We start from the raw sequence: 15,959 nt of genomic DNA on the forward strand, positions 1-15,959 counted from the left end.
ATCCGAGCATTGATTCGATCGTTAATGGTTTTTCGTATTCCAATCCTCCTTAAATAGTACAAATCTTTGTTTAATCATTTAACCTAGAGATGCACCGCACAGAATGCGGCTCCCATAAGCACTACGTTTCGATTCAGAACAACATATATCGGCATTTTATCATATAAATCTTTACCCAAAGCCTCTCGAAAAGTATCATCATCTTCCAGTAACGGCAAAATTCGCGGAGCAATGCCACCAGCGATATATAACCCTCCATTAGACCAAGTTTTTAAAATAAAATTTCTAATCTCACGCCCAAAAGCAGATAAAAATATCTTCATTGTTTTCTGACATAGCTCACTTTTCCTTAAAAGAGCAAATTTAGAAATTTCTGCTGCTGGATCCACACTTTTTTCTCCACGATCTCCATGAGAATCTTCCTTATTTTCATTTTCCCAGATCTTTATTTCATCATCAAGTTCCTGAAGCCCATCATCATCAAGTTCCTGAAGCTCAGGATTAGATTGCTTATTTTTCAGTAAATTCTTGTCCTCGCGTAGAAACTGATAAATATCAATAATTCCTTGACCTGAAACGATACGCTCAACAGAAATATGATGTGAATCTTGATTTTGTTCACAATATTTTTTACGAAGAAATTCATATAATTCATACTCTTCCTCAAAACGACAAGGAAAATCTGCATGGGCTCCTTCAGTAGCACATACTTTTTTGATTTCCTCCTTTTCAATAACCATAAATGCCTCTCCTAGACCAGTCCCTGCACCAACAACAGCAAAGTTAGTTTGACATGAATCATTGTTCGTTGGAGAATGTTTTTCTTTGTTCAGTAAATATAAATCCTCCTGAATCTGTCGTGATGTTCTCAATAGATGTATTCCATAGCAAACCGCTTCAAAATCGTTAATTAATGAAATCTGTTCAATCTTAAGTTTTTGTATTAAAGACTCTGTATTAAGCTCTCCCCATTGAGATTCTTTTGTGAGTCCCCTTGACTTTTCCCATCCACTTCGTACTATCTTGTCCTCGGTGACAGGACTAGGTACAGCAAAACAAGCCTTTGTAATCGGTTCTTGTAAAAGATCTAATGTTCCTGGTGCGTCTGCTAAAAACGCCTTGATCATTTCACTAAGATCTGAATAGATACGTAAAGGGTAACTATCCATATATAAGACACGAAAATCTTTAGAAAAATCTTTTATTTCATTAACATCTTTTTCTGTTTCAAGAAGAGATAAATTAACTCTTTTTCCAATATCTCCCACCAATAAACGCACCATAGAAATAACCCCTTTAAGTATATTTTGCCAATATGTCTATTTTTTTAGATCGAGCCAACATTCCTGATTAGCAAGAAAGCTTATGGCTCATTTTATTCATTATTTTGCAGCTTTATTTCTTGCGGACAATAACGTGTCTTATCTAAGCCTTTAGCCTCATCATATTCGGCCCAAGTCCAGATACTATTTTTGAGATTAGCTCCTCTTAGATCAGCATTTTTAAGTTTAGCTAATTCCAAATTAGTTCCTTCCAGAACAGCACTACAAAGTATTGCTTCCCTCATATCAGCACGATTTAGATTGGCGGTACTAAGAACAGTGCCACCGAGGTAGGCAGAATGAAAAGTAGAATCATCTAACTTAGTATTGCTGAGATCTGCACCACACAGATTAGCCTCAGTTAAATTAGAACTACGCATATCAGCATTGCTAAGGTTAACATCAATTAAATAGGCCTCAGTAAGATCAGCACTTTCCAGATTAACCCTTCTCAGATTTGCATCTTTGAGTCTTGCCTTTTTAAGATTAGCTCCTTTTAAATAGGCTCCACTAAGATTAGCCTGACTAAGAGACGCTCTTTCAAGGTTGACACCACGAAGATAGGCTCCACCAAGATCTGCTCCATCAAGTTTGGCGTAACCCAAAAAAGGGCCAACTTTCTCGGCAAATTCTCCAATTTTAATACAGTTACTATAGCCAATAATACGTAACAACTGACTTGGATCGTCTTTACAAGGCAAAAATTGTATTTCTTCCTCTGGAATACTGGGGGCTTCTCTTCTCGCGTAACGATACAATTCTAGCAATAAGATCATTACATTCAAGCCAGCATAGACATCAAGTTGTTTTAGATCAACAGAAACTCTATACTGCTTTAGTTCAGCGATCTTTTTCTGCAGAATTGGTATAATTAAAGGGTCGTTAATAAATTCTCCCTTACACCAACGAAAATAAAAATCTTGCAAGCGTTTAGATAAATTCTTGATATTGTTTTTGTTTTCCTGCCCAAATTCCTCGCTTGATCTTAGCAAATCCACTAAATACTCTAGAATCTCCGTCGTAATTCCTCCATAGCCGAATAAATCGTAAACTTGTTTATCAAAAATTTCGTCAGAAACTTCATCGCCTGAACTTTTTGAGTTAGTCCGTACCCATGCCTCTAAACTATTTTTTAAACGCTCTGCACATAGAAATTCTCCAAAGCTTTTATGAACAAACTCAACAGAGTCTTGCTGTTGATTGGCATCAGCCGGTTGTTGAAGATAAAAGGTTGCCAGGGCTTGTGTGAAGAGATTTTCATTTTCCACAATATTTTTTTTGTATACATGATCTTTCTCTAAACGAGCTTTAATAAATTTGGTTTCAATACGCGCATCAGATGTTTGAACAGCGCAAAGTCCCACCTCTTGCAAAATACGTTTCACTGATTTTTGGAATTCCTGATTGGATTCTGGCCGTAATTCAGTTAATACACACTCCAATGATTTTTGATAAATTAGAGTTTTAACTGTAACTTTATCTGAACTTTCTTTAGTATTAATTATTAATTCTAAATCTAAATGCCCCTTTTGATACATGGAAGCAAGAAGATAGAGCAACAAAGGCTCTTGAGCCAAACCCACCTCCGAGTCAGATCCGCATAAACAGGTTGGGCAATCTTTACTCTTTAAAAAATTCCGAAACAACTCGTTTTTTTGCTTTACAAATTCTGGATTTTGCTTTACAAATTCTGGATTTTGCTTTACAAATTCTAGAGATGGATCTTTAACAGAACAGGCTTCCCATTTTTCAAGCCATTCATCTTGAAGTTTTTCATTCATTTCTAAAATTTCTACTCGCTCACACTTTTCTAACAAGCCCTTTTCTATAAAGCCGCTACTAAGAGCAACATCTGTTAAGGTTAATGTCCTGCCAGTAATCAAAACTCGATGACCCATATCGGACTCTTCATTACATTTTTTTTGAAAGTCTAATACTGACTTTAAAAAATCCTTCCGTTCAGAACTACTCTGTCTATCATCTGGTAATTCATCAAACCCGTCTAGTAAAAATAAAAATCGTGTGTTGCGATCACTTAACCAACCACCATTAGCTCCGTCGGCAAAAGATTTATTAACTGCTTCTGTTAGTTTTTCCCTAAGACTTAGACTGGCTTCATTATTAATACTCTTTAACTCAATGAAAATTGGAATCCAGATCGGATACAAATTGGCGCGCACAAACTCAGCAAACATTCGACAAAAAAGGGTTTTACCTCTTCCAGGTGTAGCCTGAACAAACATAACCTTAGCCTGTTTTTCGCTATCCCGAAGCCAATTTTTTACCAAGCTTTCTAGAGGCTCATCTTTTTTGCGCTCCAAACCTAGAGGCTCATCTTTTTTGCGATCTAAACAACGAGCATTAAGAGGCACGTAAATATCTTTATAGGAGAAATTTTCTTTAAATACTTTTTTGTCAGGTAGTGTTTTGATGTTTTCTTCTAGGTAACGATCAATGCTCATGTATGTATCGATATTATTTCTTCGTCCTTCAGCAGGATAGATAGCCGCTAAATTTTTGACTTTATCACCCAATTCAACCACAATGTCGAGCAGATAACGATGGGTATGACGGCTAATTCTTGCAGTTAAGATCTTCGCTTCATCTTCATTTAATCCAGATTCCTGAAACCTTTTCATCAGAATAGAATCAAAGTTACTTGCTAATTTTGACCCATAAAAACAGTTCATCATGTCTCTTATCTCTTCCCTAGTGAGTTCTATCTCTACCAAATTCTTAATCTCTTTTTTAACTTCTTGGGTTGATTGGCTATTCCCAATACGCTCTAAAACCCATTGGTTTTCAGTCCAGCTTAGAACTTCATAATAACTTTGTAAACAGGCTGCTTCACTAACAAGAGATGCACAATATGACGGAGGAGCGTTCTCATTCTGATGTTCTTCATAAAGCTTGATAAATTTAAATACCCCAGATACAAAAGGCAGTGATTCTCCAACTATCTGTATTGGTGGACAGTTCAACAACTCTAACAGAGATGATGCTCCGCTAGTAGCAATAAGATTTTTAATATTCGGATCACTTTCATTTTCCTTTATCTTTTTGAACACATCCAAAAGTGCCTTACCCATTCCAGTTGCACTTTCAACACCTTCTGCTAAGTCACCTACATCGGTCTTAAAAATTTCCACCAAACTTCCAAATCCTAACATTTAATCCTCTTGAAGTATCTAAGCTTGCATTTGTACTAACGGCGTATAATCTTAACTGAGATAGATAAAAAATGCCTGTATTAAGCCTGTATTAGGATTAATATCTCGTCTCAATTGAAACCCGTAGTTTTAAAGATCATCCTCTCAATCTTTCACCTCAATTCTGAGGGACTTTGAAATTAGAAAAGTTCTAGACAGTGTATCGCATCTCCATAATTTTGTCAAGACTTTAGATCTTGGTGAACTTGAACTAAGGAAGTTCCGAACTCCCCCAATGTTGGAAGACTAGCGGGAAAAGAATTTCCAGTTCTCGAACTAGACTGGCTCCAGTTTTAAGTTTATAATTCAAAGGAGCAAGATAGATGCAGACAAGAAAAAAAATTTACATTTCCTTACATCTCCCTATGTCAAAAACTAAACAGCAATATACTTGTCTAGCAATTCTTCAGTCTGGTGAACGACAAGAAGACGCTACTAAAGCACAGATCGAGGTTGGCGAGAGATTAATAGAATCATTTTGGCTTCGACATGCAGGCACAGATACTCTCTACAACACGAAGGGAGGTGATACTGATTTTGCTCCTCGTACTGAAGAGCAGTTTAAGCTTGTAAAGTATATTCAAAAACAACAAGCTAATCCCATCACTGTTTCAGTCGGACAGATTGTTTCTCATTCTGGCCTTGTCAGTATTTATCAATTTCTTCGTTATAACAGACAATTGGTCGAATTGCCTGAGATAAGTGATGCTATTCAAAGTTGGGAAAATTCTAATGCTGAAAATCGAAATTCATTAGAACATCCAGCATTACAAGTCGTGCAGTCTGGAATTAAAACAGAGAATCTGCTTTGTAAAGAGACGATAAAGTTTTTTATAGAAGTTTACGCAGCAGAAGCAGGAAACTTTGCACTAAAAACTTTGCCATACGGTGGAATTTATCTGTCTGGTGAGATCACTATAAAAATTATTGAAGGATATCAGGATATGAACAGAGTAGATGAATTTAAGAAAAATTTTATTCATCAATTTACGAATAAAGGACGAATGAAAGCATTATTAGAAAAAATCCCTGTCAGTATTAAGGGGATAGATAACGGCTCTAATATCAAGGAAGAGACACAACTACATAGCTAAGCCCATAAGCTATATGGATAAATATAGTGATCAATCTTTTATGATTACATTTAGTGAAGAATTCAAAATAGCAGCTATTTATGGTCTGCTGAAAAAGTCCACAAAACGAACCTAGATGCCACAGGACACGAAAAATGATGACTTCAGAGAGTTGTTTCCAATTTCAACCCCCAGTTTTCCAACGACGTGCATGGGCTTTGAGCCTCCAAAGGCCATAACCTTGCACCTGATCGTTTTTAAAATGCTTGAAAGCATTATCCGGCAAGGGTTCTATACTTATTCAGCAAGCCTTATATAGACAAAACTCAGAGACCTGAGTCAAAAAGTCTGACAGAGGACAGAGGAATAGCATTTCATATACAGCAAAAATAACACTACTTGCGCAAACTGCTAAGTAGTTATTGAATTTCATAAGAAAAAGGTGGGAGTTTGGAAACTCAGCGTCTTCAGACCTGAGAGGAAAAACGACTCAGGGGAATTTATTCCCCCGTAAAATATGGGTTAAAAACTATAGGAGTAACCATCTTTACGATGAATTGCCCGACAGTATTTATGCCCAATTCCTTGTATTAGCTGTGAGGATGTTGAAATATTGAAACTACCACTAGAACGAACAGCAACTCGTCCAACGTAAGTTACGATTTTCTTTCCAGAAGTTACGATTGCCTTAACAATGTCACCTGTCTGAAATCCTTTAATAAACTTAAGGCGAGGGACATAACGAGATGGGAAGCCAAATTTATCGGTGCGACACATTTGACGGCATCCATGTCCTGTTGCCTTAATCAATAAAGGCTGCTTGGTGACAATCCGTAAAGAATCAATCGTTCCTACACAAGCGGCATCAATCCAATGAGCTTTAGTTAATTTTAATCGAGTGCGATTAAACTTAGTTTGTCCACCAGATCCCGTAGAAACAGGTAATCCAGTGATCTTTAAGGCATTAAATAAAGCCCAACGGGTCGAATTAACGGCGGCGGCATCCTTTAAAGGAGACTTTGCCTGACTCAATACTCGTTTCAAGACATCAGGTTTTCCTGAAAGAAAGTCTTTAATATCCTGAGTTCCCTTGCCAATATTACAGGGTTCACAGGCTAAACAAAGATTGGAAATGCGATTAGTTCCGCCCTTCGCCTTGGGTTGAATATGCTCAACTTGGAGAGGGATGTTCTTTGCTCCACAATAGGCGCATTGACGGTTCCATTTTTCCAAGAGATATTCCCGCACTTCGTAACCCTGTAACTCTCCTTGTTGGTATTCAATACCAGAGATTTCAGGGTTTTCCATTTTCTGTAAATCGAATCGAACCAACTCCTGAACAATGCTAGTGACAGGACAGTAACGAATCAATTTCTTGACCAAGGTTAGCGTGGTATCTACTCGATGTTGGAGACTGGGAGTTAACCATCCCTTTTCCTTTTTCCGATTAAGGAATCGAGCAGGACGATAGCGAGTTTTACGATTTCGGCGATTACGACGAATAGCGCGACGGGAATCTAAGTCGGACTTGATTTGTTGTCCTCGGTGAGATAATTCGGCTCCCCAAATGACATCTTCTCCATTGAGAATAGCAATCCCTGTTGCTTGAGAGCCTGGGTCGATTTTAAGAGTCAACGAATTGACTTCTACATCTTCTTGCTTCTCCTTGAGAATAATGGTGAAGGGATACCGACGAAATACAGCAGCTTTTTTCTGATTCAGTAACAATCGTGCTTGAGCAGGATGCACTGGATTACAAGGCTGTTTATCGGTATCAATAACAAAAACATAATTAGACATAGATAACTCCAATTTCTTGGGTAATGTTAGCCTCGGTAATGTTTTAAGAGCTTGTTAGGCTGAAAGCACTTCCTTAACCCCGTAAAGATGTTTAACTTTCAACAACAGAGCGACAAACTGGCTACGCATTCGTCGGTGTTATGACTCAAAAAACGTAGTCCTCGAAGGACTTAACCTGGTCAGCTAACTGAAGTTAGAGGCACGAAGCCCCCGTACTTCAGTCGGGGGTGCTGACCTCCTGCGATCGCTATCTCGCTGTTTTTTGAACAAGTAATCCTTATGTTTTATCGATTAATTAGGGTCTGCTGAAAAAGTCCACAAAACGAACCTAGATGCCACAGGAGGCGAAAAATGGTGACTTCAGAGAGTAGTTTCCAATTTCAACCCCCAGTTTTCCAACGACGTGCATGGGCTTTGAGCCTCCAAAGGCCATAACCTTGCACCTGATCGTTTTTAAAATGCTTGAAAGCATTATCTGGCAAGGGTTCTATACTTATTCAGCAAGCCCTAATTAGGGCTTGCTGAATAAGTCAAAAAACGAAAGAAATGTGGGTTAGGGAAGTATGGACTGAAAAAGCATAGATAACTTATCCTTATGGAAACAAATCAAAATACAGATTTTGTTTAATCTATTGTTCCTTTCTGTCTAAAAAGGTCAACACAAATCACTCCTCACAAAAGAGAGGAAAATTAACACCATTTTTCACAAGAAAAACGACTCTACAACTTTTTACTTTTTGTCTTCTGAAGTAGAGTAGAAAGATTCATTACCAAAAAGTTCATCGCAATTACCGTTTCCGAGGTCTCAGGTAGTTTGGCCATCACTCGACCAAGACTAAATTTCCTCTTTCCCTGTCCGAATTTACCCTCAATGGCATTACGCACTCTTTCATCTGAGCGTGCCTCTTTCTTTTTTTCTTTGCTCACCTCTTTCGGCGGTCTTCCCAATCGGGGACCACTCATTCTTATATCCCTTTCTTTACAATAAGCTCGATTCGCTTTTGTTCGATAGATTTTATCCACATGAACCGATTCCGGATAACATCCTGTTTCCCTTTTATATTCTTCTATTCGCGCTTGTAAATCTCCCGATTCGTTGTAATTATCCCAACTTAATTTGTCTAAGAAGACAAAGCCATTCACATTACTTGCCGATATTTTAGCTCCAAACTCTACTGCTTTTCCCGCTTTTCCACGCACTATTGGACGCACGTGAGGTTGGCTTACACTCACAATTCTGTTTTCTACTTTATTTGTCTTTTTTTCATACATTTCTAACTGTTGCTCATACACTTTTCCTATCGTTACAAGCTCTTCTTGCTCTTTTTTCGTTAGTTTTTCTAACTTTGCTCCCTCTTCTATCATTTTTTCTATATCAGACAAGTTTCTTTTTATATATCCTAGTTGTTTTTTTGTTCCTTTTCTTCTTTCTTTTTTTGACACACGACGTTTTTTTGCTATGGCTAAGTACTCTTTTCTTGCCACTTCCCTATAAGTCCTCGGCTTTTCTTTCCTTTTCTCTTTTATTTCTTCATACAGCTTATCTATTATTTTTTCTATTTTTTCTCTGGCATCATTCAATATTCCTATATCCGTTGGATATTTTATATCTGCTGGTGTACAAGTCGCATCTAACAATAACTTTCCTTCATTTTCTTTTTTTTCTGACGCTACACCCGTCGCTTTTTTTTCTATTTCTTTATTAATTTTATTTATTAATTCCATTCCTATTTTTTTACGAAAATGAACCATCATTGACGCATTAAATGCTTCTTTGCTACTATAGCTTTCCATTCCTATAAAGTACTGTAAATAAGGGTTCTCTTTTATTTGTTCTACTGTTTCTCTGTCACTTTTTCCTGAAATTTCTTTGATAATTAATGCTCCTAATGCCATTCTAAATGATTTGGCTGGGGCTCCTTTTTTTTCTGTGAAGTTTTTTGCATATTCTTCCTCATATTCTTCCCAGGGAATCATTTTTGACATTTCTATCCAACGATTTTCTTCGTCTAACTGCCCGCCGAACAGATTTTTCAAGTTTTCTGGTGTTTCAATTGAGTACTGTTGCTTTCGGTACATCTGCTTTCTCTCTTCTTAATGCAATGGTTTTGAGGCATTCTACCCTATTTTCGTGCATTCTAGCGGTTCTTAATTCGCCTACTATTTTTCTCCGTAAAGGTTTCAGCTTTTTTCAGCAAGCCCTAATTATTGATTCCCCCTCATTTAAAAGAGTCATTCATCTTCGGAATTCCTATTATTCGATTGGTCGCCATCCTTGTAACTCAATTGTAATTCCCTCCCCTCAGATTTCGCGATACCATGCGACCCTGATTAAGAAAATTAATACAAATTTAGAGATATCGTTTCATATTATATACGTCTGATGTGAGTTAAAATAACCTAGTAGTCAGCAAGGGTTTTAGCCCCCCCCCTTTAATTAGAGAAAGCATCAATTAAACGAGTTTACGCCATTCCATGCCCCAACTCACATCAGGCGTATTATAGAAACCATCTTGACCCTAGGGCTAGGTTTTCATCTCAAAGTTGTGGCTGAAGGGGTGGAAACGAAAGAGCAGGCAATGTTGTTACAATCATTAGGCTGTGAAGAAATGCAAGGTTACTGTTTCAGTAAGCCTCTCTCGGCAGAGAAGATGACTCAATTTCAGCAATTCCAAATTCAGAATGTAGTCAAAGATACAAAAGGCTCGATGTATTTACTGGCAAGGGTTTTGCTATGAAAATTGCCAATTAATCAACTAGGAAGAATTCGAGACAGCGAGAGAAACTGAGTCATCAAGCATAAAATCTAAAAGATGATGCCAGCTTTCAAAGAACAGATATTTGGTCAAAGAGAGAATATATTGAAAGAATCCCTTACGAGTGCCGCGTTGGACGCGAATTCTCTGGTAACGTTCATCAACCAAACCTAAAACCGTGTGCAAGAGAAAAGCCAGCAAATTCAGGGTAAGCAAAACAGAGGCGAGGTGTTGTTTACCATGCCCAAAATTATGCTCTAAGTGATAGCCTCGATTTTTGAGAATATTGTGATTCTCGTTCTCAGTGCGCCAACGAGTCCGTCCAGCACGACAGACATCAAGAACGATGTGAGGGGTGAGAAAATGATTGGTAATCCAACTATTGTGATAAAGAAGTTGAGCATCCTGACTTTTCCCGTTAAGTCCAAAATCCAGCAATGCAAACTTCTAGAGGCTTTATCTGGCAAGGGTTTGAGTAATGATTCTCTTGACAGGAAAAAAATATTCTGAAGCCATCATCCCGCTTATCGTTCAAATTTCAAAAACAAAGGATGAAGGGAGTATGAGACTGTAAAATGGAGAAAATCTTAAAGGGCAGGTCAAAAAATGTTGGAATGGTGGACAAAAAACTTTGCCAGTTGTGAATTGGGAGACGAGAGGCTAAACAATCGTGCCTTCTCGATTGGGAAAAAGTTAAGTGAGGGGTTTGGAAAAGCCTTATCAGAAGTGTTTAAGGGAGGAAACGAGTTAAAGAGGGCCTATGAATTTTTGGGAATCCGAAAACAGACTTTGTCAAGATAATAGAGCCGCACTGTGAAATGACAACTGCCGCCGTAGAAGAATATAAGATAATGCTATCAGTCGGAGATACGACCTTCTTAGATTATCGCAATATCAAGGAAAAAAGGGAAGGGTATGGGCCGACTGGAAAAGGAGGGAATGGATTAATACTGCATAGTGCTTTAGCAATTGAGCCAGAAAAAGGACAAGTATTAGGTTTATTATGGCAAAAACTGTGGAATAGGGAGGTAAAAGAAAAGCCCCCAACAGATGAAACGGCGAAGCAGAAAAAAGAAAGACAGAAAGAACAAAGAAAAGCAGCTCGTCAAAGACCATTTGAGGAAAAAGAATCCTACAAATGGGTAGAGGCTCTAAACACCTGTGAGAAACAGGTAGAAAGTTCAACGAGGGTAATTCATGTATTTGACAGAGAAGGAGATGTTTCAGAAGTCTTTGACTCAGTGCGTCAACTCAAGCATACAGGAGTGCTGGTCAGAGCGTCTCATAATCGTAGTTTAGACAAAAATAGTGAACGACTTTGGCAACATTTGGAATCAGAACCGATTCGTTTTCATCAAGAAATCGAGATTCCGAGTACAGGAAAAAGAAAAGCACGGAAGGTTAAGCTTGCCGTCCGATTTTGCTCAGTTAATCTACGAACTCCCTATCGTTTTGATAATCGTGACCCGTTGAATGTCTATGCTGTTTATGCGACAGAAATCGATTGTCCCGAAGGCGAAACTCCTTTATCTTGGATGCTTCTGACTACAGAAGTTGTTGAGACTATTGAGATGGCTGTCACTATTCTTCGTTGGTACACCTACCGATGGCGGGTTGAAGAATTTCATAAAGTCCTTAAGTCTGGTTGTCAGAGTGAGCGTTATCGACTTGCCTCTGATGGAATGAAAACTCTTTTGGGTTTTTTAAGTGTCATTGCTGTTGAACTTTTACACGTTACTTATCTTCATCGTACCCAGCCCGATGCTCTCGCGATTGAAATTCTTAATCCTCTTCAACTTCAGGTGTTAAAAGCAGCCGCCTCTCAAAAACTTCCCCCTATTTTGACTGTTGCTTGGGCTGTCGAGTCTGTTGCTTTTCTTGGTGGTTATCTTGAACATCGTCGTAAAACTCCTCTCGGTATCCAAGTCCTTTGGCGCGGTTGGTTGAAGTTGCATGACCTTTGCCAAGGCTGGCAGCTTGCAATCCGCACTTAACGGGAAAAGTCAGGTTGAGCATCGGATTCGCGGTGGATTTTTAGCTCACACCAGTTAACCAACAAAGCAGGCTGTTGGTCTCGCAGGGGAATCTGATTGAGATAACGGCAGTGCCAAATCTCGAAATACTTCCCATTCCAACGTCGGTGTTGAGTGGTTTTGACTTCTCCATTCGCTTCTAAATAGGGCTTGCTGAAAAAAGCTGAAACCTTTACGGAGAAAAATAGTAGGCGAATTAAGAACCGCTAGAATGCACGAAAATAGGGTAGAATGCCTCAAAACCATTGCATTAAGAAGAGAGAAAGCAGATGTACCGAAAGCAACAGTACTCAATTGAAACACCAGAAAACTTGAAAAATCTGTTCGGCGGGCAGTTAGACGAAGAAAATCGTTGGATAGAAATGTCAAAAATGATTCTTTGGGAAGAATATGAGGAAGAATATGCAAAAAACTTCACAGAAAAAAAAGGAGCCCCAGCCAAATCATTTAGAATGGCATTAGGAGCATTAATTATCAAAGAAATTTCAGGAAAAAGTGACAGAGAAACAGTAGAACAAATAAAAGAGAACCCTTATTTACAGTACTTTATAGGAATGGAAAGCTATAGTAGCAAAGAAGCATTTAGTGCGTCAATGATGGTTCATTTTCGTAAAAAAATAGGAATGGAATTAATAAATAAATAAAATTAATAAAGAAATAGAAAAAAAAGCGACGGGTGTAGCGTCAGAAAAAAAAGAAAATGAAGGAAAGTTATTGTTAGATGCGACTTGTACACCAGCAGATATAAAATATCCAACGGATATAGGAATATTGAATGATGCCAGAGAAAAAATAGAAAAAATAATAGATAAGCTGTATGAAGAAATAAAAGAGAAAAGGAAAGAAAAGCCGAGGACTTATAGGGAAGTGGCAAGAAAAGAGTACTTAGCCATAGCAAAAAAACGTCGTGTGTCAAAAAAAGAAAGAAGAAAAGGAACAAAAAAACAACTAGGATATATAAAAAGAAACTTGTCTGATATAGAAAAAATGATAGAAGAGGGAGCAAAGTTAGAAAAACTAACGAAAAAAGAGCAAGAAGAGCTTGTAACGATAGGAAAAGTGTATGAGCAACAGTTAGAAATGTATGAAAAAAAGACAAATAAAGTAGAAAACAGAATTGTGAGTGTAAGCCAACCTCACGTGCGTCCAATAGTGCGTGGAAAAGCGGGAAAAGCAGTAGAGTTTGGAGCTAAAATATCGGCAAGTAATGTGAATGGCTTTGTCTTCTTAGACAAATTAAGTTGGGATAATTACAACGAATCGGGAGATTTACAAGCGCGAATAGAAGAATATAAAAGGGAAACAGGATGTTATCCGGAATCGGTTCATGTGGATAAAATCTATCGAACAAAAGCGAATCGAGCTTATTGTAAAGAAAGGGATATAAGAATGAGTGGTCCCCGATTGGGAAGACCGCCGAAAGAGGTGAGCAAAGAAAAAAAGAAAGAGGCACGCTCAGATGAAAGAGTGCGTAATGCCATTGAGGGTAAATTCGGACAGGGAAAGAGGAAATTTAGTCTTGGTCGAGTGATGGCCAAACTACCTGAGACCTCGGAAACGGTAATTGCGATGAACTTTTTGGTAATGAATCTTTCTACTCTACTTCAGAAGACAAAAAGTAAAAAGTTGTAGAGTCGTTTTTCTTGTGAAAAATGGTGTTAATTTTCCTCTCTTTTGTGAGGAGTGATTTGTGTTGACCTTTTTAGACAGAAAGGAACAATAGATTAAACAAAATCTGTATTTTGATTTGTTTCCATAAGGATAAGTTATCTATGCTTTTTCAGTCCATACTTCCCTAACCCACATTTCTTTCGTTTTTTGACTTTTTCAGCAAGCCCTAAATAGTTTAACCATTCATAGAGTGTGGGATGAGAAGTCGGTAAACAGACGAAGATAAAGTTGAAATCGTGGTCGAGACAGTGCTGACAAGTGGGCTGACGACTGTACAAGTCATCCCCTAGCAGAGTTATCTTCTGTCCCGCAAACAAACTAGCATGGTTACTTATCCAACGTTTCGCCGCATTTTGCTCACAATCTTGCTTTTCAGAACCGTCTTGAGGGGTAATAAATTCAGGGGGTAAGGAAAAAACTGATTCATGGTCTGGGGAAACAATCACGGGCAATAATGCCTGATGGAAGTAGGTGACTTTTCCCTGTTTTGACGTTTTGGTTGAACAGCATGGACAATTTACTTTTTCCGAACTGTAGTAACTGGACAGTGGGAAGTTCTCGAGCAGGGTAAGTGAGAAAAGAAAATCGGACATGCGATACCCAAGAGTGCCGTTATGTCCGAAACTGGCTGATATAGAAAATAGATAGCCAGTGCTATCTATCAATTATGCAACTATGTCAGCGACTAGAGCAAATCCTAGAGAATCTCCGTCCCGCCTTTAGCCGAGAAGCAACGTACCAATGGTTTATCCTATTAGCCTGGGGAGTAGTGCTCAACAGCCAACCGAGCGCAATAACAAGCTATGTCAATGCCTTAGGGTTAACAGAGAGCTACTACCATCAGGCACTACATTGGTTTGAATCCAAGGCATTTAACGTCAAAGGACTGACCTTGGGATGGTCGAAGTGGGTAAGTCAGCATGAAAATCTATATCGAATCAAGGAAAAACGAGTGTATGTGGGGGATGGAATCAAAGTGGGGAAAGAAGGGCGCAAGATGCCAGGGGTAAAACGACTACACCAAGAATCCGGAAATGTGGCGAAGCCAGAATGGATAAGGGGGCATTACTTCAATGCCTTGAGTGTTTTGGTGGGAGCAGGAAAAGCCTGCTTTGCCTTGCCCTTAGTGTTGCGGCTAGACGATGGCATCAAGTCCAAAGCAACGGCAAAGGAAGGGAAAAAAGGCAGCAAAAAAGAGAAGACTACTCTAGTCACGAAAATGGGGGAGCTTTGCACTACCTACGCAGAGGCGGGAAGCTATGTGATTTTGGATGCTTACTTCGCTTGTGGAGCAGTGCTCAAAAGTTTTCGCCAAAATGCCTTGCATCTCATCACCCGAGTGCGTTGCTCTACAGTGGCATATGCTCCCTTTTCTTCCGTTCCGACCTTGAGGGGGAAAGGACGACCACGGCTTTGGGGGAGTTCAATAAAACTAGAAAGCCTGTTTGCTCTTGTGGAGGATTTTCCCACCGCTAAAGTCTGGCTCTATGGTCAACAAGTCTCCGTTTCTTATCAGTGCTTTGAGTTCCACTGGGATAGTCCCCATCAGCTCGTTAAGTTTGTCCTCACCCAATTGCCCAACGGACAAAGACTGATTCTGCTTTCTACTGACCTCTGTTTGACTGGACCTGAGATTATTGCCGCTTACGGTCTCCGATTTAAGATTGAAGTCACTTTTCGTCAATTAATCCATCTTTTGGGCGGCTTTGCCTATCGTTTTTGGCTTAAGGCTCTTCCTACTTTACCGACCTGGCCTAGCAATCTTATCCTCCCTGACTATCCCCAAACTGTTCAGACTCAGATTTTAAACAAAGTAGAAGCCTTTGAGCGTTTTGTTAATCTTCATGTCATTGTTCTCGGCTTACTTCAAATTCTTTCCTTAGAGTTACCCCAGGGGATTTGGGCTAATTTCCCTCGCTGGTTTCGGACTCTACCCTCCCATGGCTATCCTAGTGAACGCATTGCTCAACTAGCCATCCAACATCAAGCCCCAATGATTTTTCCTCAAAGTCCACCTAGTCTGCTTTTGCCTAAATTCCTTGCCGCTAAACTTGACCCTTTTCCAAGTCCTGATAGACTTACTTTGGCCGCATAG

General features: G+C 39.0%; 10 protein-coding genes and 3 pseudogenes. 7 read left to right on the forward strand and 6 right to left on the reverse strand.

What is annotated here, in order from left to right; all coding sequences use genetic code 11:
- Positions 1–83 precede the first annotated feature (83 nt).
- On the reverse strand, positions 84–1,283 hold the full coding sequence (locus tag KA717_14690) for a glucokinase (protein UXE63714.1): 1,200 nt from the start codon (positions 1,281–1,283) through the stop codon (positions 84–86).
- Positions 1,284–1,375: 92 nt separating this feature from the next.
- The gene (locus KA717_14695; protein ID UXE63715.1) at positions 1,376–4,492 is read right to left on the reverse strand and encodes a pentapeptide repeat-containing protein; all 3,117 of its coding nucleotides are present in this window, start codon (positions 4,490–4,492) and stop codon (positions 1,376–1,378) included.
- Between the two features lie 404 nt (positions 4,493–4,896).
- Here KA717_14695 and KA717_14700 point away from each other — a divergent pair, with 404 nt between their 5' ends.
- The gene (locus KA717_14700; GenBank protein UXE63716.1) at positions 4,897–5,625 is read left to right on the forward strand and encodes a glucokinase; all 729 of its coding nucleotides are present in this window, start codon (positions 4,897–4,899) and stop codon (positions 5,623–5,625) included.
- Between the two features lie 501 nt (positions 5,626–6,126).
- Here the strand turns inward: KA717_14700 and iscB are convergent.
- Both iscB and KA717_14710 read right to left on the reverse strand, forming a co-directional pair.
- Positions 6,127–7,404, reverse strand: coding sequence for an RNA-guided endonuclease IscB (gene iscB / locus KA717_14705; protein UXE63717.1), 1,278 nt, complete (start codon positions 7,402–7,404; stop codon positions 6,127–6,129).
- A 741-nt stretch (positions 7,405–8,145) separates the two neighbouring features.
- A pseudogene (locus KA717_14710) lies at positions 8,146–9,483 on the reverse strand (IS5 family transposase).
- A gap of 83 nt (positions 9,484–9,566) precedes the next feature.
- Here KA717_14710 and KA717_14715 point away from each other — a divergent pair.
- Together KA717_14715 and KA717_14720 are read left to right on the forward strand one after the other, a co-directional pair.
- Positions 9,567–9,779: pseudogene (locus KA717_14715) on the forward strand (FHA domain-containing protein).
- Positions 9,780–9,950: 171 nt separating this feature from the next.
- Complete coding sequence (locus KA717_14720; protein ID UXE64669.1) at positions 9,951–10,142, forward strand: EAL domain-containing protein; 192 nt, start codon at positions 9,951–9,953, stop codon at positions 10,140–10,142.
- Between the two features lie 18 nt (positions 10,143–10,160).
- On the opposite strand, the gene KA717_14725 is transcribed toward KA717_14720, so the two are convergent.
- Positions 10,161–10,598: a hypothetical protein gene (locus tag KA717_14725; GenBank protein ID UXE63718.1), complete on the reverse strand. Its 438-nt coding sequence runs from the start codon at positions 10,596–10,598 to the stop codon at positions 10,161–10,163.
- Positions 10,599–10,766: 168 nt separating this feature from the next.
- Here KA717_14725 and KA717_14730 point away from each other — a divergent pair, with 168 nt between their 5' ends.
- The 3 genes and pseudogenes from KA717_14730 (at position 10,767) to KA717_14740 (ending at position 13,804) form a co-directional block, all read left to right on the forward strand.
- Positions 10,767–10,961, forward strand: coding sequence for a transposase (locus KA717_14730; protein UXE63719.1), 195 nt, complete (start codon positions 10,767–10,769; stop codon positions 10,959–10,961).
- 17 nt (positions 10,962–10,978) lie between these two features.
- Positions 10,979–12,154: an IS4 family transposase gene (locus KA717_14735; GenBank protein ID UXE63720.1), complete on the forward strand. Its 1,176-nt coding sequence runs from the start codon at positions 10,979–10,981 to the stop codon at positions 12,152–12,154.
- Positions 12,155–12,462: 308 nt separating this feature from the next.
- Positions 12,463–13,804 (forward strand): annotated as a pseudogene (locus tag KA717_14740) (IS5 family transposase).
- A 155-nt stretch (positions 13,805–13,959) separates the two neighbouring features.
- Here the strand turns inward: KA717_14740 and KA717_14745 are convergent.
- Positions 13,960–14,457, reverse strand: a complete 498-nt coding sequence (locus tag KA717_14745; protein ID UXE63721.1) for a hypothetical protein — start codon at positions 14,455–14,457, stop codon at positions 13,960–13,962.
- A 74-nt stretch (positions 14,458–14,531) separates the two neighbouring features.
- Here KA717_14745 and KA717_14750 point away from each other — a divergent pair, with 74 nt between their 5' ends.
- Positions 14,532–15,959 carry a transposase gene (locus tag KA717_14750; protein ID UXE63722.1) on the forward strand — a complete coding sequence of 476 codons (1,428 nt, stop codon included), beginning with the start codon at positions 14,532–14,534 and terminating at the stop codon, positions 15,957–15,959.

Origin of the sequence: Woronichinia naegeliana WA131 (assembly GCA_025370055.1) — a bacterium.
In the GTDB taxonomy this organism is placed as follows: Bacteria; Cyanobacteriota; Cyanobacteriia; order Cyanobacteriales; family Microcystaceae; genus Woronichinia; species Woronichinia naegeliana.